We start from the raw sequence: 21,476 nt of genomic DNA on the forward strand, positions 1-21,476 counted from the left end.
TTAACTCCCTAATCTGCGTTGATGTTTATATGTGGATAGACCGGATTCGTCTACAATAATCTCGATATGCGACTGCAGGTTGGTGAATACCGCCGGCAGTGTTCCGCCGAGCTCGCCGTCCAGGTTGATCTGCACGTAGTCCGGGGACGAAATTTCAAGCTTGCTCGTCTGGAAATAGACGACGTTCGGATCGTTCGTGTGCTCGCCTTTGAGCGCCATGGTGGCGATTTTGATAAATTCCGGCAGGTTGCACTTCTTGAGCACGATGACGTCAAAAAGCCCGTCGTTCAGGCTCGCGTCGACGGCCAGCTTTTCAAAACCTCCGACGGAATTGCTATTCGTAATGAGGAACAGCATAACTTCCTCGTTCATTTCCATTTCAGCGGACTTCAAATGCATGTGAATCGGCCGCAGGCGCGGCAGCATTTCGAGTCCTTTTACATAGTAGGCAAGCTGCCCGATCATCGTTTTGAGCTTGCTGGGCACTTCGTACGTCAGCTCCGTCATGGAGCCCCCGCCCGCAATGTTGATAAAATATTTCTGGTTCACTTTACCGACATCGATCGGTCTCGTATACCCGCGGACGATAAGATCCACGGCGTCTTCCCAGTCGCGCGGAATGTTCAGGGCACGGGCAAAATCGTTCGTCGTTCCGAGCGGCAAAATGCCCACCGGAGGTCGGTTCGGCTTCTCGCCCATCCCGTTTACGACTTCGTACAGCGTTCCGTCTCCGCCCGCCGCAATGATGAGGTCGAACCCGCGGTCCACGGCCTGAGAGGCCGCCAGCATCGCGTCTCCCTCGCCGATTGTCGCATGGGTGGACGTTTCATAACCGCCCCTCTCCAGACGCTGCAGAACTTCCGGCAGGCGCTTGCGCATTTCTTCCCGCCCCGAAGTCGGGTTATAGATCAATCTAGCACGTTTGGCCATTTCTCTTTATCACCTTTTTTGCTCATAATGGTCCCGGTTAAAAAAAAGAGGCAACCTGCCGCTCCAGCCACTCGCTGACCTTCGGACTCGGCAGTATAGATTGCCCGTTATATCGGTAGTCAAACCCTTCCAGCCTGGAAGGGATCACTTCTCTTGTAAAATAGCCCTCGCTTAAAAAAAGCGGTGCAATGATGACTGCATGTCCGGGCTTCCGCTCCTGCCACCACTCCAGCTTCCGCTTCGTCTGATCCGGCAGCAGCATCGCCACGTCCGTCGTTCCGAATCCGCCGGTCTTTTTCAAAGCCTGGGCAATCCGCTCCAGACTGCCACGCCACGCCAGATGGAACAACTGCTCGACGCTGCCGTGCCCCACAAGCAGCACGATCTCCCGCTCCGGGTCCTCCGACAGGCTGCGGATTTTCTCGTAGACCATCTCGGCCAACAGCTCGGCGTCCTCATCCATAGGCGGCGTCATATGCACGCTCGCTTTGATTTCGAACGGTTCCAGATCCGTCGGCAAAAGCGGTTCGGGCTTCAGGCCCAGCGCGTATGCGATCTCGTCGAGATGCGTACTTCCTTTGGAAACAAAAAGCGGGATGACGATCAGATCAGTCACACCACGGTTTTCTAACCAGGTAATCCCGTCTTGAATCAGCCGTCCGTCCACAAGCTCCAGGAACGAACCGAACACCGGAACACCGTCCGGGACACGCATCCCCTCTACGGCTTCATCCACCAGCTGCACCCATTCCCGGCTCCGCGAGCCGTGGCTGATCACCAAAATCCCATACGTACGCATGGCTTTCACTCCGCTTCCGTTCATCCTGCTTTCATGCTATCTAAACTGGCCCCTTATGTCAATAAACAGGAAAAATCCCCATTTACGGGTGTAAAGAGGGGGATTTTAAGCCTTACGCGGTCTGCTGTTGTGAGGAACGATCGTTTGTAAGCCTGCGAATAATCCTACCATTATAAAAGAGGCTCCGCAGCATTTTAATAGCCTAATAGTCTAACCCATCTTACCGAACCTGCTGCGTAAAGAAACTCAAGGCCCCACGGTCAGGGACAGTCGATCTCGCGATCTTCTTTTCCGAAGCTTGGCGTGGATGCCTCCTACTGGCCAGATCCGAAAGGGACAAAGCTGCATCCCTGACGGTCAACCCTCATGCCTGCGGGGTATCGGTCAGAAATGTCGGCGCCATGTCGTGGTACAGTAACGGCCGAATCCCCGAGCTCCGGACTGGCGCTTTATGACAGAAAAGGAGTCAATCGAGCAGCATCTGTGTTCCGTATGAAAGATCAAATGTACACTTCCAGTGGACAAACTTGAATTACGCTGTCAGCGGATACCACAGCTATCCCGGCAATCCGCCACATCAACGGATCTCTCCCGGCGTCTGATTCAGCCCCTTCGGAATGTGTATCGAAGCAAGAAGAAAGCAGCCGAAACGCCCTTTACGAATCCGCGGCGCCCCTCTTCCAGCTTCCCCGCCTATCTGCCTCTTGCCGTATATAACGGGTTCGTGTTCGCCCGTTCCGCTTCCCCATCAGAAAGCAATATCCGGTGACGCCGTCCCTGACGGTCTAGCGGTTCAGACGATCCAGCGTCAGCACGTAGCCGTCGTTTCCGTAGTTCAGGCAGCGTTTTACGCGTGAAATCGTCGCCGTGCTCGCGCCCGTCTCGGCTTCGATCTGATTGTACGTGCAGCCTTTGCGCAGCATGCGCGCCACTTCCAGACGCTGAGACAGCGACTGAATCTCGTTCACCGTACAAAGATCGTCAAAAAATGTATAGCATTCCTCTAAGCTGTTCAATGTAAGAATCGCCTCGAAAAGCTGGTCAATCGCTTTATCATTTAGTTTTTTCAACTGCATATCTTCAACCCCTAGCATTCCATTTCATCTTGTATTTCTGGACAATCGGTAGAACAATAATTTCTATTTCGACAGGTTTATTATAATCTCCTTCCTTTACAATTGCAAAACAGTAAAATTTTTAAGCGTTACCGCTCTAAATCGCAACCTTCTCCTGGTAGTGTACATTGGAGCCGTTCCGGTTCCCGTGACATTTTCCACGTACCCGTGATATCCGTCCAGTCCAAACGATTGCCTATCACATAGGATGGAGCAGTAAATCCTTTGCAAAGGATCGTGAATTTAAGTGAGCTATCGTTATCCAAAACACGGCCGACAGCCGGAGGTGCAAACCAGAAGCTTATTCTCGCCGGGTCCGGCAGGAGGTCAGGGCGGAATTCCTTTCCAGGGCGGCGGAGTTCCCGGCGGGGGTTTTTCTGACGGCGGGTTCCCCGGAGGAGGCTTTTCAGGCGGCGGATTCCCGGGAGGTGGCTTCTCAGGAGGCGGGTTCCCGGGGGGAGGTTTTTCAGGGGGCGGGTTCCCCGGAAGCGGAGGCTTCCCTCAGGGCGGCCAGGGATTTTCTGAATTCGGCCAGAATCTGCCGGTACCCGTTAATTCCGCCGCGCCAGCCGCCGTACCGGCCGCTGCAGCCGGGGGTTCAGCAAAAGGAGGAGCCGGCGGCCTTTTAGGCGGCATGAACATCAATCAGATCAAAGGCTTCATTGACCGCATGGGCGGAATTGAAGGCGTCATCGGGACCATGGGCAAAGTGCAGAAAATCGTCGGCTCCGTCCAGCAGTTTGCTCCCATGCTCAAGTTGATGTTCAGCGGCTTCGGAGCCAAGGCCGCCACCAAGCGCGCTAATACCTCACCCGCCTCCAAACGCAAAAAGAAAAGAAAATCCACGCAGACCAAGCGCAATGTCAAAACAACCAAGAGCCGTAAACGCTCTTCGCGCAGGTAGGCGGATAAGACCGGGTCCCCAGCAGGATCCGGTTTTCTATGCCTTTTGAGCCGCCGCACAGCATGAGCTACAACACAGCGTTTCTTCCACAATCATGAACTATATCGGTTTCGGCACAAAAAATATATAGAATTCTCCTCCATTTACATAAAATAAACAGAAAAATATTTGAATAAAATCCGACCCGCTTCGGATTCCCCGTCTAAGTCCCCGCTCACGACTTTCGCATGGTACGAAGCTGTTTGACTGTGAGGCAAGCCACAGCGCCTCTTTGAGTGTTTCAGCGAGCTAGCCAAGGCCCTCACCACAGCCGCCTTCATCCCCGCCTCCCGCTCCTCCCCTGTGATATACTTGACGTATACTCACTAGGACGGGCGGGTGATCCCTATGAAGGCTCCAACCAGCGGCCCTGAAGCTATCTCCGGGCCTGTGGTCTTGTTCGACGGCGTCTGCAACCTGTGCAATGCCGCCGTCCGGTTCACCGTGCGCCGCGACCCCGCCGGACGAGTCCGGTTCGCGGCGCTGCAGTCGGAAGCCGGGCAGCGGCTGCTTGCCCGGCACGGCCTGCCTGCGGCCTCCTTCGATTCCTTCTTGCTCATCGAAGGAGGCCGCGTCTACACGCAGTCGTCTGCCGGACTGCGTGTGCTGCGCCGGCTGCGGTACCCGTGGCCGCTGCTGTACGGCTTCGTGGCGGTGCCGAAGCCGCTCCGCGATGCGGTGTACCGCTGGATCGCGCGCAACCGCTACCGCTGGTTCGGGCAGCAGGACGCGTGCATGGTCCCCACGCCGGAGCTGCGCCGGCGGTTTCTGGACTAACCGCCACGCTCCCCGCAAAAACAAATAACCGACATCTCATCGCGAGACGCCGGTTATTTTCTTTTACAGTCTTATTGGAAAGTAGCTTCCATTTGGTTTTGCGTATGCAGCTGCAGCTGCGCTTCCGAAGATTTTTGATTGGACTGGGCTTGGAAGCCCGTCAGCGTGCGAGCCGTAGCTTCGCTCTTCGGATGTCCGTTTACGAATTCACCTTCGAACAAAAGGTTTCCGTTGGCATCGTACAGACGTCCGTAGCCTTCAGCACAGTTTTGGCGGAATCCGCCCTCATAGATGACGGTTCCCTTCTCGTTGTATTCCGTTCCGAAGCCGTCACGCTTGCCGTCTTTGTACATGCCGACATATTTCCAGCCGTCCGTCCAGTAGAAAACTCCGGCACATTTAATTTGACCTTTGGAGAAAAAGCCTTCGAACTTGCTTCCGTCAGCCCAGTCGATTTTGCCGACGCCATCGAACTCGTCTTTATCGAAGAAACCGACATACTTGTTATAACCCGTTATGCTGCCCGGCGGTTCGCCGCAAGGTTCCCACGCCCAGTAGTAGGTGCCGTATCCCTGCTTCAGACCCGCTTTCCACATACCGTCGTACTCCAGGTGCTTATCGGCGTAATACGATTTGCCTTGGCCGTGGAATTTGTTGTCTTTCCAGTTTCCGTCATAGCGGAGCACACCGTTCGAGTCGTAATACTTTCCTTTGCCCTCAAACTTGCTGTTCACCATATACCCGTCGTAGAACACTTTGCCGTTCGGGTAAAAGATCTTGATGTAACCGGTATAGCCTTGGTTACCTTGAGTCAGCGCTTTTGGAGCTTGTGCGGAACTCGTCAGCTTACCTGTGTAAAGGGTCTCCAGCACACTCGTTTGAAGCGTATCGTTTAATGAAATAAGTCCTTTTTCCCCGTCCACCTTCAGCTTGCGTCCTGTCAGGTCCGCGAAGGCTTGCAGGTTAAGCTTGTTCCCGCCTTGAATAACGGCGGCCCCTGCTTTTACACTTTCCCCATTCACTACAAAAGAGCTTGAGCCGGACACCAGCTCGATTTTGGAACCGTCTTTGGACACGGTCCAGCCTGTACCGTACACGCTTTGCTGCACAGTGTAGCCGAGACTGCCAAGAACCGGTGCCAAATCTACATAAGCCGTTTCACCGGAAATTTGCGGTTCTGCCGACAGTCCGATTGTCTTGTCGTTGACTTGTAACTGCGTTCCAGAGGCTGCGGAAGCCGCAAGCGGAAGCAGGAACAAAGCCAGCATCATAGTCAATCCGTAAACTAACTTTTTCATTTCTCACCCTCCCAGATACAAATCTTTTCTGTTCTACTTTACGATACATAATGTAACTTGTAAATAGGTTATTTGAATTATTGATACAAAATGTTTCTAAAGTAGATTAGCCCCTCTGCTTGGGCCTATCCGCCTTGTGAATATCCTTGCCGTTTAAGGCCATACTAAGCCGGATAGCTCTGCGCTTCCGTCTTTGAAAACCAGTATCCTAGCATTTTCCGTGATCAAAATACCGGGCGGTTGTGTTCTTTTATTTACATAATAAGAAACAATTTTTCAAAGTATTACGGTATATTGGAGGGTTTCGTATATGGGTACTATGTGGACATTTATTCGGGGGCACTGGATTCCGATCGTGATGATTTTGGGCTGCCTGCTCGCCATTTACTTTGTATATAGCAAAAGAAACGAGCTTCAGCTCTACTGGCTGAACAAAAGGGAAGCGAAAAAGCGCAGATCGTAAATGAGGCGCTCTCTGCCGGCGACTCTGCTTACAAACATGGAGCACACTTCCTTTGCGGCTGGCCAAAACCATAAAAAAACGCACGGAGCTCCCTGGTAAGGAAGCCACGTGCGTTTATTCGGTTAACCTTAAACTTCAAAACAAACTTTTCTTATAGTAGAGGCAGCCGTGCTGAGAGCAGTTCCCGGCGTAAGGTGCTGTATCGCATAACGGTGAGCAGTTTCCGACGTGAAGTACTGCGCCGCATCACGGTGAGCTGCTCACGGCGCGCGGTACGGCGTCACATGACAGCGACAGCCCCCGGCATAAGGTGCTGCGCCGCACCGGGAGCAGCTCCCTGTACGATGCTGCATTGCATGACGGCGAGCACCCACAAGGCGCCTGCCGCAGCAAACGCGGTGGATACCCGCATCCGCCCGCCTGTCCTTACTTCATCGCGTTCAGTGCCTTCAGCGCGATATCCGTCCGATTCTGCTTCCCTTCGAAGGAGATGCGATCCGCGGCGGCGTACGCCTTCTCGCGCGCATCGGCAATGTCACGGCCCAGCGCCGTGACGCCAAGCACACGGCCGCCGCTGGTGACCAGCCGGCCGTCTTCAAGCGCCGTACCCGCATGGAACACGAGGGCGCCGCCTGCGGCGTCCAGGCCCTCGATGGGCAGTCCTTTCGGGTACGAGCCGGGGTAGCCCCCGGATGCGAGAATCACGCATACGGCCGCTTCTTCGCTCCACTCGATGGCAAGGTCCGCCAGGCGGCCTTCGAGTGTCGCCAGAATGATCTCCAGCAGGTCGGTTTTCAGCCGGGGCAGAATGACCTGCGTCTCCGGATCGCCGAAGCGGGCGTTGAACTCGATCGTCTTCGGTCCGTCCGCGGTGATCATCAGTCCCGCGTAGAGTACGCCGCGGAACGGGCGCCCTTCCTTCACCATCGCTTCGGCCGCCGGCTTCACGATGGTGTCCAGCGCCTGCTGCACGATCTCCTGCGGGATGTGAGGCACCGGCGAATAAGTGCCCATGCCGCCGGTGTTGGGTCCCTTGTCCCCGTCGAAAACCGGCTTATGGTCCTGGGAAGGCACCATCGGCTTCACGACATTGCCGTCAACGAACGCGAGCAGGGACATTTCCTGTCCTTGCAGGAATTCTTCGATGACGACGCGGTTGCCGGAAGCGCCGAACTGCTTCTCGACCATAATTTCCTTCAGCGCCTTCTCCGCTTCCTCCAGCGTCGACGCCACGATCACGCCTTTGCCCGCGGCCAGTCCGTCCGCTTTGATGACAATCGGCGCTCCGAGCTTGCGCAAGTAAGCCAGCGCAGCCTCATAGTCCTCGAACGCTTCATAAGCGGCCGTAGGAATCTCGTATTTTTTCAGCAGATGCTTCATAAATACTTTGCTTCCTTCAATCTCCGCCGCCGCCCGGTTCGGCCCGTATGCGCGGATGCCGTGTTCTTGCAGGTAATCCACGATGCCTTCGTAGAGCGGATCGTCCGGTCCCACGACGACCAGATCAATGGCGTTCTGACGGACGAACTCCGCGATCTCGGCAAACTGGAACTCCGTAATCGGCACACATTCCGCCAATTCGGCAATGCCTCCGTTGCCCGGTGCGCAGAACAGAGCCGTCACCTTCGGGCTTTTGCGAAGCGACCAGACGATCGCATGCTCCCGGCCTCCCCGGCCGATAACCAATATGCGCATAGTGTCCCGCCTCCCGCTTCTAGTGTTTGAAATGACGAACGCCGGTCATCACCATCGCGATGCCTTTATCGTTTGCCACTTTAATCGATTCTTCGTCTTTGATCGAACCGCCCGGCTGAATGACCGCCGTAATCCCCGCTGCAGCGGCAATTTCCAGCGTATCGCCCATCGGGAAGAACGCGTCGGAGGCGAGTACCGCACCCTTGGCTTTCTCGCCCGCCTGCTCGATGGCAATCTTGGCGGCGCCTACACGGTTCATCTGGCCCGCGCCGATTCCGATCGTCATGTCTTCGGTCACCAGTACGATCGCGTTGGATTTCACATGCTTGACGACTTTCCAAGCCAGCAGCAGCTGCTTCAGTTCGGCTTCCGTCGGCTCGCGGTCGGTAGCCGTCTTAAGATCGCCCTCGGAGATCGCATGAACATCGCTCTCTTGTACGAGCATGCCGCCTTCTACGGAGGTGACCAGATGCAGCGCCTTGCGCTGTCCTTCGGTAAAGTTGCCCAGTTTCAGCAAACGGATGTTTTTCTTCTTCTGAAGAATTTCCAATGCTTCCGCCGTAAAGTCAGGCGCGATGACGATTTCCAGGAAGATTTCGTGCAGTAGCTGCGCCGTTTCTCCGTCGATCGGACGGTTGGCCGCGATAATTCCGCCGAAAATGGACGTAGGATCGGCCGCGTATGCTTTCTCGTACGCTTCCTTCACCGACGTGCCGATTCCGACGCCGCAAGGGTTCATATGCTTCACGGCGACGACCGCGGGCTCTGTAAATTCTTTCACGATTTGCAGGGCTGCATTCGCATCGTTGATGTTGTTGTAAGAAAGCTCTTTGCCGTGGATCTGCTCCGCTGTCGCGATGCTTCCTTCACCGGCAAGCGGTTTGCGGTAGAACGCCGCTTTCTGATGGGGATTTTCCCCGTAGCGCAGGTCCTGGACCTTCTCATACGTAACCGTATACCGTTCCGGGAACTCTTCGCCCACTTGTCCGGACAAATATTCGGAGATCAGAGAATCGTAAGCCGCCGTGTGACGGAAAACTTTCGCCGCCAGGCGTTTGCGCGTTTCGAGGGTCGTATCGGCATTTTCACGGACTTCGGCAAGTACCGTGTCATAATCGGCCGCATCCACCACGACCGAGACGAAAGCATGGTTCTTCGCCGCCGAGCGCAGCATCGTAGGTCCGCCGATGTCGATGTTTTCCACCGCATCCGCATACTCCACATCCGGCTTTGCGATCGTTTGCGCGAACGGGTACAGGTTGACGATCACGAGGTCGATATACCCGAGGCCCAGCTCTTCCATCACTTTGCGGTGCTCCGCATCGTCACGGATGGCCAGCAGACCGCTGTGTACGGCGGGATGCAGTGTTTTTACGCGCCCGTCGAGAATTTCCGGAAATCCCGTCACGTCGGAAATTCCGATGACCGGTACTCCCTCTTTTTCCAGAAGGGTCTTCGTTCCCCCCGTCGAAATAAGCTCGACGCCCAGCTTTGCCAGCTCCGACGCGAATTCCACAATGCCCGTTTTGTCCGATACGCTGATTAACGCTCTTTTGATTGCCACGATTTCTCCTCCTATGGGTTGGAAAGTCTAATTTGAACCTTTGTATACTAAATGCAATTAACTCGCCCTGTATAAAAAGCTTGTTCGATTACTCCACTGCCTTGGCGGTCTGTGGTTCCGAAATACGCACAAGCCGGCCTTCCAGCGTCACGCGGCCTTCCGCGATCCATCCGATCGCAAGAGGAAGCAGCTCATGCTCCGCCGCGTGCACGCGCTCCGTCAAGCTCTCCACCGTATCGTCCTCCCGGATTTCGAGAGCACGCTGGGCGATAATCGGTCCCGAATCGAGCCCGCCGTCAACGTAATGCACCGTAACGCCGGTCACTTTAACGCCGTATTCCAGCGCCTGGGCGATCCCCTTGATTCCCGGAAAAGCCGGAAGCAAAGACGGATGCACATTAATCATCCGGCCGTAAAACGGCTCCACCAGCACCGGCGTCAAGATACGCATGTAACCAGCGAGCACGATCAGATCAATTTCCTTCTCCCGCAGAAGCTGCAGAATTTCGGTCTCGTAAGCTTCCCGGCTGTCGTACGCTTTGGGAGAAAAAGCGAAAACAGGCACTTCCGCCTGTTTTGCCCGTTCCACCACTTTCGACTGCGGCCGGTCGCTGACGAGCAGCGCGAGATCCGCTTCAAGTCTTCCGCCGCGCACGGCGTCCGCGACCGCTTGAAAATTCGACCCGCTTCCCGAGGCAAACACGGCGATCCGCAGTTTTCCCATTCTAGACCTCCGCGCCTTCGAACGTCACGATTTTGCCGCCTTCCGTCACTTCCCCGATCCGGTAAGCCTCATGACCGTACGATGCGGCAATCTCCAACGCCTTCTCCGCATCTTCCTGAGCCACGATAATAACCATGCCGATTCCCATGTTGAACGTACGGAACATATCATTGTTCGTAATGTTTCCTTCGCGCTGCATGAGAGAGAAGATCGGCAGAATCGGCCAAGAGCCGTACTGAATGTTCACGTTCACGCCTTCCGGCAGTGTGCGCGGGATGTTTTCCAGGAAGCCCCCGCCCGTAATGTGCGCGGCACCTTTGATGCCCACCTGCTCCAAAATGCCGAGAACCGGCTTCACATACAGCTTCGTCGGCTCCAGCAGCACGTCGCCGAGGACTCCGCCAAGCTCGTCGATCGTGTCCGTCAGGCTGTGTCCCTTCTCTTCCAGAAGCAGCTTGCGCACCAGCGAGAAGCCGTTGCTGTGCACGCCGCTCGAAGCAAGACCGATCACGGCGTCGCCGGGGCGGACGGTGGAACCGTCGATGATTTTTTTCTTATCCACGATTCCTACGGTAAAACCGGCAATGTCATACTCCCCTTCCGTATACATCCCCGGCATTTCCGCCGTTTCTCCGCCGATCAGCGAACAGCCGGATTCCGCGCAGCCGTCGGCAATTCCTTTTACAATCGCTTCGATCTTCTCGGGAATGACACGGTCGCAGGCCAGATAGTCCAGGAAAAAGAGCGGCTCCGCACCCTGCACCACGATATCGTTGACGCACATCGCCACCGCATCGATTCCGATCGTATCGTGCTTGTCCATCGCAAACGCGATTTTGAGCTTCGTTCCGACGCCGTCGGTGCCCGATACGAGTACCGGCTCTTCGTACTTATCCTTGTTCAGGCTGAACAACGAGCCGAATCCGCCGAGTCCCGTCAGCACTTCCGGACGGAATGTTCTCTGCACATGTTTCTTCATCCGTTCAACGGCTTCGTTACCGGCCGCGATGTCGACGCCCGCTTTTTTATATGCCTCCGACACTTGTCTCACTCCCTAATGGTTTGAAAAGCACACCGTTAAAACACGGTGATACCTTCCATGCTTGATTGTCTTTTGATTCGTACAGGTTGAATCTTTCGTTAAACGTATCGGCAGCACCGCGGTTTAGCAGCCGCAGCCCACCGCATTTTCGCTATCGTTCACGTAAGTCACATAACGATTATCGAAACAGCCCGTGCAGAAGCCGCCGTTCTCCACGCCGTCCTTGCGGCCGATGGAGTCGATCAGCCCTTCTTGGCTGAGGAAATACAGCGAGTCCGCATTGATCGCCTGGCGGATCTCTTCGATCGATTTCTGCGCCGCGATGAGGTCTTTGCGGCTCGGCGTATCGATTCCGTAGAAGCACGGGTTCTGGAACGGGGGCGAAGAGATGCGCACGTGCACTTCCGTCGCTCCCGCTTCCCGGAGCAGGTTCACGATTCGCAGCGAAGTCGTACCCCTGACAATCGAATCGTCGATCATGACGACCCGCTTGCCTTCCACAACCTTGCGCACGGCGCTCAGTTTCATCTTCACGCCCTGCTCCCGCAGCTCCTGGCTCGGCTGGATGAAGGTCCGGCCCGTGTAGCGGTTTTTGATCAGTCCGAGCTCGTAAGGAATCCCGGTCTGCTCGGCAAAACCGATGGCGGCCGACGTGCTGGAATCCGGCACGCCAGTCACCAAGTCCGCGTCCACGAACGCTTCCGACGCGAGGCGTTTGCCCATCCGCTTGCGGGCGGAGTGGACGTTAATCGCATCGATGTCACTGTCGGGACGGGCGAAATAGATATATTCCATCGCGCATGTAGCGCGTGTCTGACTTTCCGTGAAACGGTCTTCCGTGAGCCCGCTCTTGTCCAGGACCAGCAGCTCGCCCGGCAGAAGATCGCGCATATACGTGCCACCGACGATGTCGAAGGCGCAGGATTCCGACGCGAACAGATACGCGTCGCCCAGCTTGCCCATCGCGAAAGGCCGCAGCCCGTTCGGGTCGAGCGCCGCAATCAGCTTGTCCTTCGTCAGGATCAGGAACGCGTAGGCGCCGATCACCTGCTGCAGGGCGTCTTTGACCGCGTCGACGATGTCATCGTGCTTGGAGCGCGCGATAAGGTGCGCGACCACTTCGGTATCGCTCGTCGTCTGGAAGATCGAGCCCTGCTTTTCGAGCTGCTGGCGGATTTCACCGGCGTTCACCAGGTTGCCGTTCGTCGCAACGGCGAGATCGCCTTCGCGGTATTTGAACACCAGTGGCTGAGCGTTCGCCAGTTTGCTCTCCCCTGCCGTAGAGTAACGCACGTGGGCAATAGCCGACGTGCCGACGAGTGTAGGCAGGTTCGACTGGTCGAACACTTCCTTAACGAGGCCCATGCCCCGGAAGTAGTGGAAATTATCGGCGTCCGCCGTACAGATGCCGGCGCTCTCCTGTCCCCGGTGCTGCAGCGCGTGCAGCCCGTAGTAGGACAAGGAAGCCGCGTCCGGATGTCCGAAGACACCGAACACGCCGCATTCCTCTTTCAGCTTGTCGAACAGACCGTCATGTCCGCCGTGACCTTCATTATAGTAAGAACCGGTCCACAGCCCCTTACCCGATGTTACTGCATCAGACATGGTATCGCGTCCTTCCATACCTGCCGCAGCTCCGATATAGAGGCTTGAACGGCAGGTTTTCCGTTAATGTCGACCTTCACGTTCGTTCCGGTTACCGTTCCGATAACTTCCGCCTGTACGTTCTTCTCTTGAAGCAGGGCGATCAGCGCTTCGCGCTTCTCCGGACGGCAGCTGAGCAGAATGCGGGACTGGCTCTCGCTGAAGAGCGCATGATCCGCGCGCAGCTCCGTGCGGAAGTCCACGTCGGCGCCAAGTCCGCCGGAGATGCTGCTTTCCGCTACGGCAGCCGCCAGGCCGCCTTCGGAGAGGTCATGCGCCGAAGCGACCAGACCTTCGCGGATCGCGGCCAATACGCCCGCGTGCAGGCGTTTCTCGGTCTCCAGGTCCAGCTGAGGCGGACGGCCTTCGACCACGCCGTGCACGACCTTCTGGAACTCGCTTCCGCCGAGCTCGGCTTTCGTTTCGCCCAGCAGAACGATAACGTCGCCTTCGTTCTTGAAACCTTGGGTCGTAATATGATCCGTGTCCTGGATCAAGCCGACCATACCGACAACCGGCGTCGGGTAAATCGCGCCCTTCGCGTTCTCGTTGTACAGCGATACGTTTCCGCCGATAACCGGCGTGCTCAGCTCGCGGCAGGCTTCCGCCATGCCGTCGACCGCTTTTTCAAGCTGCCAGAAAATTTCCGGCTTCTCCGGGCTTCCGAAGTTCAGGTTGTCCGTAACGGCCAGAGGCTCTCCGCCCGAGCAGACGATGTTGCGCGCCGCTTCGCTGACCGCGATACGTCCGCCAACTTCCGGATCGAGATACACGTAACGGCTGTTGCAGTCCGTTGTCATGGCAAGCGCTTTGCGGGTGCCGCGGATCGTGACAACCGCCGCATCCGAACCCGGCTGTACGGCCGTGCTTGTGCGTACCATGTAATCGTATTGGTTATAGACCCACTCTTTGCTCGCCACAGTAGGGGAGCCCAGGATGCTTTTCAGCGCCCCGTTCAGATCGGTCACTTCATTGTAACGGGTTGTATCCGTGTTGGCCTGCTCGGTGTAGTAAGCGGGAACGGCGGACGGCTTGTTGTAAACCGGGCACTCGTCGACAAGTGCCGTTACCGGCATATCGCCCACGATTTGTCCTTGATGGAAAAGCTTCAGACGGCCGTCGTCGGTCACTTTGCCGACTTTGGCGCAAATAACGCCCCAGCGCTCGAAAATTTCGAGAGCCTGCGCTTCATCCTTCGGATCGATAACGAACAGCATACGCTCCTGGGACTCCGACAGCATCATTTCATAAGGCGTCATGCCTTCCTCGCGCTGCGGCACTTCGTCCAGATACAGCTCCAGACCGTTGCCCGCCTTGCTCGCCATTTCCGCGCTGGAGCAGGTAAGACCTGCGGCGCCCATGTCTTGAATGCCGAGTACGATGCCCGTGTCGATCAGTTCCAGACAGGACTCCATCACGAGCTTCTCCATGAACGGATCGCCCACCTGTACGGCAGGACGTTTCGCTTCGGATTCGCTCGTCAGCTCTTCGGACGCGAAGGTCGCGCCGTGAATACCGTCGCGGCCTGTTGCCGGGCCGACGTAATAAACCGGGTTGCCCACGCCTTTGGCTACGCCGCGCTGGATTTTGTCATGGTCGATGAGACCGACGCACATGGCGTTGACGAGCGGGTTGCCTTCATAGCTTTCGTCAAAGGTAACTTCGCCGCCCACCGTCGGGATTCCGATACAGTTGCCGTAGCCGGCAATACCGGAAACAACGTGCTCGAACAAATATTTAACGCGGTCGTTCTGGAGACGTCCGAAACGCAAAGAGTTCAGAAGCGCCACCGGCCGTGCGCCCATCGAGAAAATATCACGGATAATGCCGCCGACTCCCGTTGCTGCGCCCTGGTACGGCTCTATCGCAGACGGATGGTTATGACTTTCGATTTTGAACACGACAGCCTGGTTGTCGCCGATATCCACGATACCCGCGCCCTCGCCGGGACCCATCAATACGCGTTCCCCGGTCGTAGGAAAACGGCGGAGAAGCGGCTTGGAATTTTTGTAGGAGCAGTGCTCCGACCACATTACACTGAAGACGCCGATTTCCACGTAGTTCGGCTTGCGTCCGAGAAATCCGCAGATTTGATCGTATTCCGCATCGGTTACGCCCATCTGCTTATAGATTTTCTGCTCGGCGATCTGCTCCGCGTTCGGTTCCTTAGCGGCTAACTGCTGTGCCATGTTGTTCCCTCCAAGCGTTTAAAATCGACGTAAACATCCGTTTGCCATCAGCCGAACCGAGAAGCTCGTCCACGGCCCGTTCCGGATGGGGCATCATGCCCACGATGTTGCCTTCTTTGCTGCAAATTCCCGCGATATCGTCAACCGAACCGTTCGGGTTCGTATCCGTTTCATAACGGAAAACAATCTGATTGTTCTGCTGAAGTTCACGCAGCGTCTCTTCGTCGCAGTAGTAATTGCCTTCCCCGTGCGCGATCGGGATGTTGATCACTTCGCCTTCCGCATAATCGGAAGTGAACGGAGTCGCGTTATTCACCACTTTAAGCAAAGTGGAATGACAACGGAATTTAAGCGAGCGGTTGCGCAGCAGCGCGCCGGGCAGCAGGCCCGCTTCCGTCAGGACTTGAAAACCGTTGCAAATGCCAAGAATATATTTGCCCTGCTCCGCCGCTTTCACCAGAGCCTGGGTTACCGAAGCAAAACGGGCAATCGCGCCGCAGCGCAGATAGTCGCCGTAAGAAAAGCCGCCCGGTACGAGAATGCAGTCGTATTCGGACAAGTCCGTGGCCGTGTGCCACACGTAATTGACGGGTTCGCCTACCGTGTCCTCGACCGCCTTGTAGCAATCGATGTCACAGTTCGAACCGGGATATACCAGTACCGCAAATTTCATGGGAATGTCCTCCTGATCCGTTAGTTCAGCTCGAAGCGGTAGTCTTCAATGACCGTATTCGCCAGCAGTTTCTCGCACATTGCTTTCAAACGCTCTTCCGCTTCCGCGTGGTCCGTCGTATCCAGTTCCAGCTCCAAATACTTGCCGACGCGTACTTTGCCGACTTCTTCAAATCCCATCGAGTGCAGTGCGCCTTGAACGGCATTTCCCTGCGGATCCAATACACTTTGCTTAATCGTCACATAGACGGTTGCTTTCATTACGGTTTGTCCTCCCTTGGTATCACGATCGCCGTGTGCTTCCATGCGGCTGTCTGACCGTTCTTGGCATCTTGTTTTTTCAATCTTCTGACTCTTTACCCTTGAAAAAGTTAATCTCCTGAAAAATAAGACCGTATTATTCTTAAAATCGCTGTGCTATAAAGGCGGTTAACTGTCTGTTCCGTCTATCTTTCATGACAAGGATAGTTAACGAACCGATACATTTACATCCAACCCGCCCTGTCGGCTAGGCGGCGCGTGCACATCATTCCCGGATAACGGACCGTGTTCCGAAAGCTTGGACCGGGCTCTGCCTTACGCGGCAAAACCCGGTACAGCCTTCTCTCTTACTCGGTTTCTTCCGTTAAACGCTGTAGAATCTCGCGGTATCTGCGGGAAGTTTCCTCCACCACGGAAGCCGGAAGCGGGTCCGGTGCGCTATTCTTATCCCAGCCGGAGTTCGCCAGATACGTGCGGACAGGTTCTTTGTCCATCGAATCGATTTCCGTATCCAGCTCGTACTTATCCTTGGCCCAGTAGCGTGAAGAATCCGGCGTGAAAATTTCGTCGATCAGAATCAGCTCGTCGCCGATAAATCCGAATTCGAACTTTGTATCCGCCAAAATGATTCCGCGGTGCTCGCAATACGTATGAGCGAGGGTATAAAGCATGACGCTTTTGGTCATCAACTGCTCCGTTACCTTCTCGCCGACCAGCTCGCACATTTGATCGTAGGTGATGTCCTCGTCGTGACCGACATCGTTCTTCGCGGCCGGAGTGAAGATCGGGTGCTCCAGCACCTGGTTCTTGCGAAGCCCTTCCGGAAGCCGGATGCCGTTGATCATGCCGGTTTCCTGGTACTGGCGCCAGCCTCCGCCCGTAATATAGCCGCGTACGACGCATTCAACCGGAATGCGGGTCGCTTTTTTGGTGACCATTACACGGTCTTTCAGAAGCGCCGGCTCCGTTACAAGATCCCCCAGGAGCTCGACGTCGCAGTGCACCACGTGATTTTCCATAAAAGGCGTCGTCAGCTCAAACCAGAACTTGCTCAGCGTGTTGAGCACGTTGCCCTTATCCGGCACAGCCGGGTCCAGCACATAGTCGAAAGCGGAGATGCGGTCCGTGACGACGATCAGGAAATGCTCGCCCAAGTCGTACAATTCACGGACTTTGCCTTTATATACCAAAGGAGCTTTAATGAGATGTTCGGCGGTCGACAATGCGACGGATGCGCCCATGTTTGCGTCCTCCCAAGCAGTAGTTCTAATTATTTTAAGCCCAGACGGTCAAAAATCGTATCCACATGCTTCAGGTGCCAGCTTGGGTTGAAGCAGTCTTCGATTTCCTCGGCACTCAGCAGCTCGGTGATGGCAGCCGTGTTTTCCACGATTTCGCGGAACGAACGCTGTTCTTCCCAGGCTTGCATGGCGCGAGGCTGGACCGTATCGTAGGCCTGCTCGCGGCTGAAACCCTTGTCGATCAGCTTCGTCATAACGCGGCCGGAGAATGGTACGCCGTACGTGCTCTGCATGTTGCGCTTCATATTTTCAGGGAACACCGTCAAGTTCTTTACGATGTTGCCGAAACGATTGAGCATATAGTTGAGCAGGATCGTCGCATCCGGCAAAATAATGCGCTCGACGGAGGAGTGCGAAATATCGCGCTCGTGCCACAGCGTGACGTTCTCATAAGCGGAAACCATATGACCGCGGATGACGCGGGACAAACCGGAAATATTCTCCGATCCGATCGGATTCCGTTTGTGAGGCATCGCCGACGAACCCTTTTGTCCTTTGGCAAAAGCTTCTTCCACTTCGCGGAACTCGCTCTTCTGAAGGGCGCGCACCTCTGTCGCGAACTTGTCCAAAGACGTGGCGATCAGGGCGAGAGTGGCCATATATTCCGCATGACGGTCGCGCTGAAGGGTCTGTGTCGAAATCGGAGCCGGGTTCGTACCCAGACGCTCACACACGTAGCGCTCCACGAAAGGATCGATGTTCGCGTAAGTGCCGACAGCGCCGGAAATCTTACCGTACTGCACACCGTCCGCCGCAAAACGGAAACGCTCCAGGTTCCGTTTCATTTCTTCATACCACAGGGCCATTTTCAGACCGAAAGTAGTCGGCTCGGCATGAACGCCGTGCGTGCGTCCCATCATAGCGGTATGCTTGTGCTCGATCGCTTTGTTTTTAAGAATTCCGATGAAGTTGAGAAGATCTTTTTCAAGAATTTCGTTCGCCTGCTTCAAAAGGTAGCCTAGAGCCGTATCCACAACGTCCGTGGAAGTCAGGCCATAGTGCACCCATTTGCGCTCGGGACCGAGCTTCTCGGATACCGCGCGCGTGAAGGCAATCACGTCGTGACGGGTTTCCTGCTCGATTTCATAAATGCGGTCCATATCAAAATCCGCTTTGGCGCGCAGTTCTTTCACGTCTTCCTTAGGAATGACGCCAAGCTCTGACCAAGCCTCGCAGGAGAGAATTTCAACTTCAAGCCATGCCTTGAATTTGTTTTCTTCCGTCCAAATGTTGACCATTTCCGGCCGGCTGTATCTTTCGATCATCGTTAATCCTCCATCTGTGTTTCGATTGGGTTGGAACCCTTTTATGTGCCTCGAACTTCCGTTGCTGCTCATGTTCAATGGACCGGCTCATCCGTGATTGTGCCGCATTTCCAATGGAAATGCCCGCATCTTGTCGTCTTACCAGTCTCAACACTCTTTAACCTAACCTATAGAATCCCAGATACCGGTACGTTCCATCCATTCGGCGGCTTTCGCCGTATCGCTCGTTAGAAGGTTAAGGTGCCCCATCTTGCGTTTCGTCTTGGCTTCGTCTTTTCCGTACAAATGAAGCTTGGGCGTTACCCCCGAATCGGAGGCCGCGCTTTCCTCGGAACAGAACCATTTCAGCAGCGGCTCCATATGCTCTCCGAGCACATTCACCATTACTACCGGTGTCAACAGTTCCGTAGGACCGAGAGGCAGATTGCAGACAGCCCGTACGTGCTGCTCAAACTGCGAAGTCAGGCAGGCTTCCATCGTATAGTGCCCGGAGTTATGCGGCCTTGGCGCAAGCTCGTTCACGAACAGCTCCCCATCCTTCGTCAAAAACATCTCCACGGCGATCAACCCGACCGCTTTCATCGACTCCGCGATGCGGATCGCCAGACGTTCGGCCTCTTCCTGAACGGAGGCGCTGATCCGGGCCGGCACGATCGACATATGCAAAATATTCTCGACATGGATATTTTCCGCTGCCGGAAAAGCTTTCACCTCTCCGCGGGGACTCCGCGCCGCGATTACCGAGATCTCCTTCTCGAACCGGATAAACTGTTCGAGCACCAGATCCGTTCCGGCCCGGCTAAGTTCGGCAAAAGCGTCGGGAATCTCATCCGCCGAGCGGATGACCCATTGGCCTTTGCCGTCGTACCCGCCGGTCGCGGTCTTCAGCACGCAGGGGGTTCCGAATTTGCCGACAGCCGCGCGAAGATCCTCTTCGCTTGTAATCTCGGCATATGGGGCCACCCTCACGCCGGCTGCCTCGATCGCACGCTTCTCGCGAAGCCTGTGCTGCGTCGTGTACAGCAGGGCGCTACCCTGCGGGACGTAAGCTTCCTGCGTCAGCAGCTTCGTCACGGCGGCGTCGACGTTCTCGAATTCGTACGTGATTACGTCGGACACTCTCGCAAGCTCGCGCGCCGCGTCCACGTCTCCGTACGAAGCCTGGATCTGCCGGTCGGCCACTTGCCCGCACGGCGAGTCTGCACCCGGTTCAAGTGTAACGAACCGGTAGCCCATGTTTCGGCCCGCAAGCGCCAGCATGCGGCCGAGCTGGCCTCCGCCCAGAACACCGATGGTGCTTCCGGGCGGGATGACTTTGTGCTGCTCCGGTGTCGCATGCGCGGCGGCCGTATCCATGGCCATTGCCATAACCGCGGCATTGCTTTCCTGCTGAGGCCTTCCAGACAGCGAGGGCTCCGCTGACTCCCCGGCTGCAGCCGTTGACGGGCTGGCCTCCGTAGAGTCCGTCACGCCCGCCTGGCCTCCTTGTACCCGTTCTTGCCGCTGCCCGCCTGTCATGCCGACGTCCCGCTTAACTTCGGTCAATTCTTCTCCGCTGTTCTTCGCTGTCATTCAAGCTCACTCGCTTCCAACACTTGTGCTTTGATGCGTTCGCGGCGCTCACGCACTTTATTTTGAAGCTCGGGCTCGAATGCTCCAAGAATTTGCGCCGCCAGCAGTCCGGCATTCGCAGCTCCTGCCTCTCCGATCGCTACGGTAGCCACGGGGATACCCGCCGGCATCTGTACGATTGAGAGAAGGGAATCCAGCCCGTTCAGCGCTCTGCTTTTAACTGGCACCCCGATAACGGGCAGCTCTGTCTTCGCTGCCACCATACCCGGCAGATGAGCGGCGCCTCCTGCTCCCGCGATAATGACCCGCAGTCCGCGTTCAGCAGCCTGCTCGGCATATTGGAACATCAAGTCCGGTGTACGGTGTGCCGACACGACTTTTTTCTCATAAGGGATGCCGAATTCGTCCAGCACATCGCAAGCATGCTTCATCGTTTCCCAATCCGATTTACTTCCCATAATGACTCCAACTCGTGCTGACATCTCCGTAACCCGCCTTTACTATCATATTGGTAACCATTTTAAATAGAAAGCCCCAAGCCTCAGCTTTTCATCACCGTGACGCAAAAAAAGCCCAGAGATAGATTACTTCCTTCTATCTGCCGGACTGCAAGAGACACAAACATAAGGAACCCCCGTCTGGGATCCCCTCGCTTCGCTCTCGTAGTCCAAAACTTTACGGCTTTTGGGTAGAAACTTTCGGGCCATATCCCCGATGATTATACGAGATTGTAAACATCTATATTCACGTGCTTTGTCAGGTATTGTCGCTCCTCTAGTGTACCAGTTACCTTTTTGACTGTCAAACGAAATACGAACATTCAATTCATAAAAAAGAAGTAAAGTTCGCTTTCTGTTCTTAAAAGTCTTCCGAAAGGCTGTTCAAAACCATTTTCCTTAAACAGTTTAGTGAAAAAGCGTGCTTGTTTATCCTTAAATTTACAGGACGCTACCCTTTAATATACGCTTTTTTTATAAGATCTCGATCTTGCGAAAACAATTTCTTATTTCATTCGACTTCATTCAACAAATGCCTTACACTCTCTGTTTACAACAACATCCGTTTTAAATAAAACTCATCATGCGTTCATTAAGTAGAGATCCTATTAAGAAAAGGGACCTTTAATTAGTAAAAAGTAGGGTACAACAAAAAGAGCCCTCTTGAACGGTTACGTTCAAAAGGACTCTCATGTGCTTGGCAACGTCCTACTCTCCCAGGACCC

At 55.4% G+C, this 21,476-nt stretch carries 20 protein-coding genes and 1 riboswitch; of the genes, 3 read left to right on the forward strand and 17 right to left on the reverse strand.

Features of this window, described 5'->3' with window-relative positions:
• From KVT34_RS24115 to KVT34_RS24125, 3 genes are all read right to left on the reverse strand, one after another.
• Positions 1-930 (reverse strand): diacylglycerol kinase, encoded by a 930-nt coding sequence (locus tag KVT34_RS24115; protein WP_217561885.1) that lies wholly within the window; start codon positions 928-930, stop codon positions 1-3.
• A gap of 37 nt (positions 931-967) precedes the next feature.
• Positions 968-1,729, reverse strand: coding sequence for a sirohydrochlorin chelatase (locus KVT34_RS24120; protein WP_217561887.1), 762 nt, complete (start codon positions 1,727-1,729; stop codon positions 968-970).
• A 785-nt stretch (positions 1,730-2,514) separates the two neighbouring features.
• A complete protein-coding gene (locus tag KVT34_RS24125) occupies positions 2,515-2,805 on the reverse strand; it encodes a YerC/YecD family TrpR-related protein (RefSeq protein ID WP_009675256.1) in 291 nt (96 codons plus the stop codon).
• A 286-nt stretch (positions 2,806-3,091) separates the two neighbouring features.
• Between KVT34_RS24125 and KVT34_RS24130 the strand changes: the two genes are divergently transcribed.
• Both KVT34_RS24130 and KVT34_RS24135 read left to right on the forward strand, forming a co-directional pair.
• Complete coding sequence (locus KVT34_RS24130) at positions 3,092-3,748, forward strand: aminotransferase (protein WP_217561889.1); 657 nt, start codon at positions 3,092-3,094, stop codon at positions 3,746-3,748.
• 387 nt (positions 3,749-4,135) lie between these two features.
• A complete protein-coding gene (locus KVT34_RS24135) occupies positions 4,136-4,564 on the forward strand; it encodes a thiol-disulfide oxidoreductase DCC family protein (protein ID WP_217561892.1) in 429 nt (142 codons plus the stop codon).
• A 71-nt stretch (positions 4,565-4,635) separates the two neighbouring features.
• Here KVT34_RS24135 and KVT34_RS24140 read toward each other — a convergent pair whose 3' ends face one another.
• Positions 4,636-5,862 (reverse strand): stalk domain-containing protein, encoded by a 1,227-nt coding sequence (locus tag KVT34_RS24140; protein WP_217561894.1) that lies wholly within the window; start codon positions 5,860-5,862, stop codon positions 4,636-4,638.
• Positions 5,863-6,172: 310 nt separating this feature from the next.
• On the opposite strand from KVT34_RS24140, the gene KVT34_RS24145 reads away from it, so the two are divergent.
• On the forward strand, positions 6,173-6,325 hold the full coding sequence (locus tag KVT34_RS24145; RefSeq protein WP_217561896.1) for a hypothetical protein: 153 nt from the start codon (positions 6,173-6,175) through the stop codon (positions 6,323-6,325).
• A 280-nt stretch (positions 6,326-6,605) separates the two neighbouring features.
• Here KVT34_RS24145 and KVT34_RS32480 read toward each other — a convergent pair whose 3' ends face one another.
• The 13 genes from KVT34_RS32480 to purE form a co-directional block, all read right to left on the reverse strand.
• Positions 6,606-6,737: a hypothetical protein gene (locus tag KVT34_RS32480; RefSeq protein WP_302695552.1), complete on the reverse strand. Its 132-nt coding sequence runs from the start codon at positions 6,735-6,737 to the stop codon at positions 6,606-6,608.
• A gap of 14 nt (positions 6,738-6,751) precedes the next feature.
• Positions 6,752-8,020 (reverse strand): phosphoribosylamine--glycine ligase, encoded by a 1,269-nt coding sequence (gene purD / locus KVT34_RS24150; protein WP_217561898.1) that lies wholly within the window; start codon positions 8,018-8,020, stop codon positions 6,752-6,754.
• Positions 8,021-8,039: 19 nt separating this feature from the next.
• The gene (gene purH / locus KVT34_RS24155; protein WP_217561900.1) at positions 8,040-9,584 is read right to left on the reverse strand and encodes a bifunctional phosphoribosylaminoimidazolecarboxamide formyltransferase/IMP cyclohydrolase; all 1,545 of its coding nucleotides are present in this window, start codon (positions 9,582-9,584) and stop codon (positions 8,040-8,042) included.
• Positions 9,585-9,672: 88 nt separating this feature from the next.
• On the reverse strand, positions 9,673-10,308 hold the full coding sequence (gene purN / locus KVT34_RS24160) for a phosphoribosylglycinamide formyltransferase (protein WP_217561902.1): 636 nt from the start codon (positions 10,306-10,308) through the stop codon (positions 9,673-9,675).
• A 1-nt stretch (position 10,309) separates the two neighbouring features.
• Positions 10,310-11,350, reverse strand: coding sequence for a phosphoribosylformylglycinamidine cyclo-ligase (purM, locus tag KVT34_RS24165; RefSeq protein ID WP_217561904.1), 1,041 nt, complete (start codon positions 11,348-11,350; stop codon positions 10,310-10,312).
• A gap of 123 nt (positions 11,351-11,473) precedes the next feature.
• Positions 11,474-12,955, reverse strand: a complete 1,482-nt coding sequence (gene purF / locus KVT34_RS24170) for an amidophosphoribosyltransferase (RefSeq protein WP_217561906.1) — start codon at positions 12,953-12,955, stop codon at positions 11,474-11,476.
• On the reverse strand, positions 12,940-15,183 hold the full coding sequence (purL, locus tag KVT34_RS24175; RefSeq protein WP_217561908.1) for a phosphoribosylformylglycinamidine synthase subunit PurL: 2,244 nt from the start codon (positions 15,181-15,183) through the stop codon (positions 12,940-12,942). Before purL ends, purF begins: the two co-directional genes overlap by 16 nt.
• Entirely contained in the window at positions 15,161-15,856 is a 696-nt protein-coding gene (gene purQ, locus KVT34_RS24180; protein WP_217561910.1) for a phosphoribosylformylglycinamidine synthase subunit PurQ, read from the reverse strand. Before purQ ends, purL begins: the two co-directional genes overlap by 23 nt.
• 20 nt (positions 15,857-15,876) lie before the next feature.
• Positions 15,877-16,116, reverse strand: coding sequence for a phosphoribosylformylglycinamidine synthase subunit PurS (purS, locus tag KVT34_RS24185; RefSeq protein WP_217561912.1), 240 nt, complete (start codon positions 16,114-16,116; stop codon positions 15,877-15,879).
• Positions 16,117-16,463: 347 nt separating this feature from the next.
• Positions 16,464-17,357 carry a phosphoribosylaminoimidazolesuccinocarboxamide synthase gene (locus KVT34_RS24190; RefSeq protein ID WP_217561914.1) on the reverse strand — a complete coding sequence of 298 codons (894 nt, stop codon included), beginning with the start codon at positions 17,355-17,357 and terminating at the stop codon, positions 16,464-16,466.
• Positions 17,358-17,386: 29 nt separating this feature from the next.
• Entirely contained in the window at positions 17,387-18,682 is a 1,296-nt protein-coding gene (purB, locus tag KVT34_RS24195) for an adenylosuccinate lyase (RefSeq protein ID WP_042234849.1), read from the reverse strand.
• 162 nt (positions 18,683-18,844) lie between these two features.
• A complete protein-coding gene (gene purK / locus KVT34_RS24200; protein ID WP_254635114.1) occupies positions 18,845-20,044 on the reverse strand; it encodes a 5-(carboxyamino)imidazole ribonucleotide synthase in 1,200 nt (399 codons plus the stop codon).
• 206 nt (positions 20,045-20,250) lie between these two features.
• On the reverse strand, positions 20,251-20,736 hold the full coding sequence (gene purE, locus KVT34_RS24205) for a 5-(carboxyamino)imidazole ribonucleotide mutase (RefSeq protein ID WP_217561916.1): 486 nt from the start codon (positions 20,734-20,736) through the stop codon (positions 20,251-20,253).
• Positions 20,737-20,897: 161 nt separating this feature from the next.
• A riboswitch (purine riboswitch) is annotated at positions 20,898-21,000 on the reverse strand.
• Positions 21,001-21,476 lie beyond the last annotated feature (476 nt).

This window comes from Paenibacillus sp. GbtcB18, from assembly GCF_019091125.1.
GTDB lineage: Bacteria > Bacillota > Bacilli > Paenibacillales > NBRC-103111 > Paenibacillus_F > Paenibacillus_F chitinolyticus.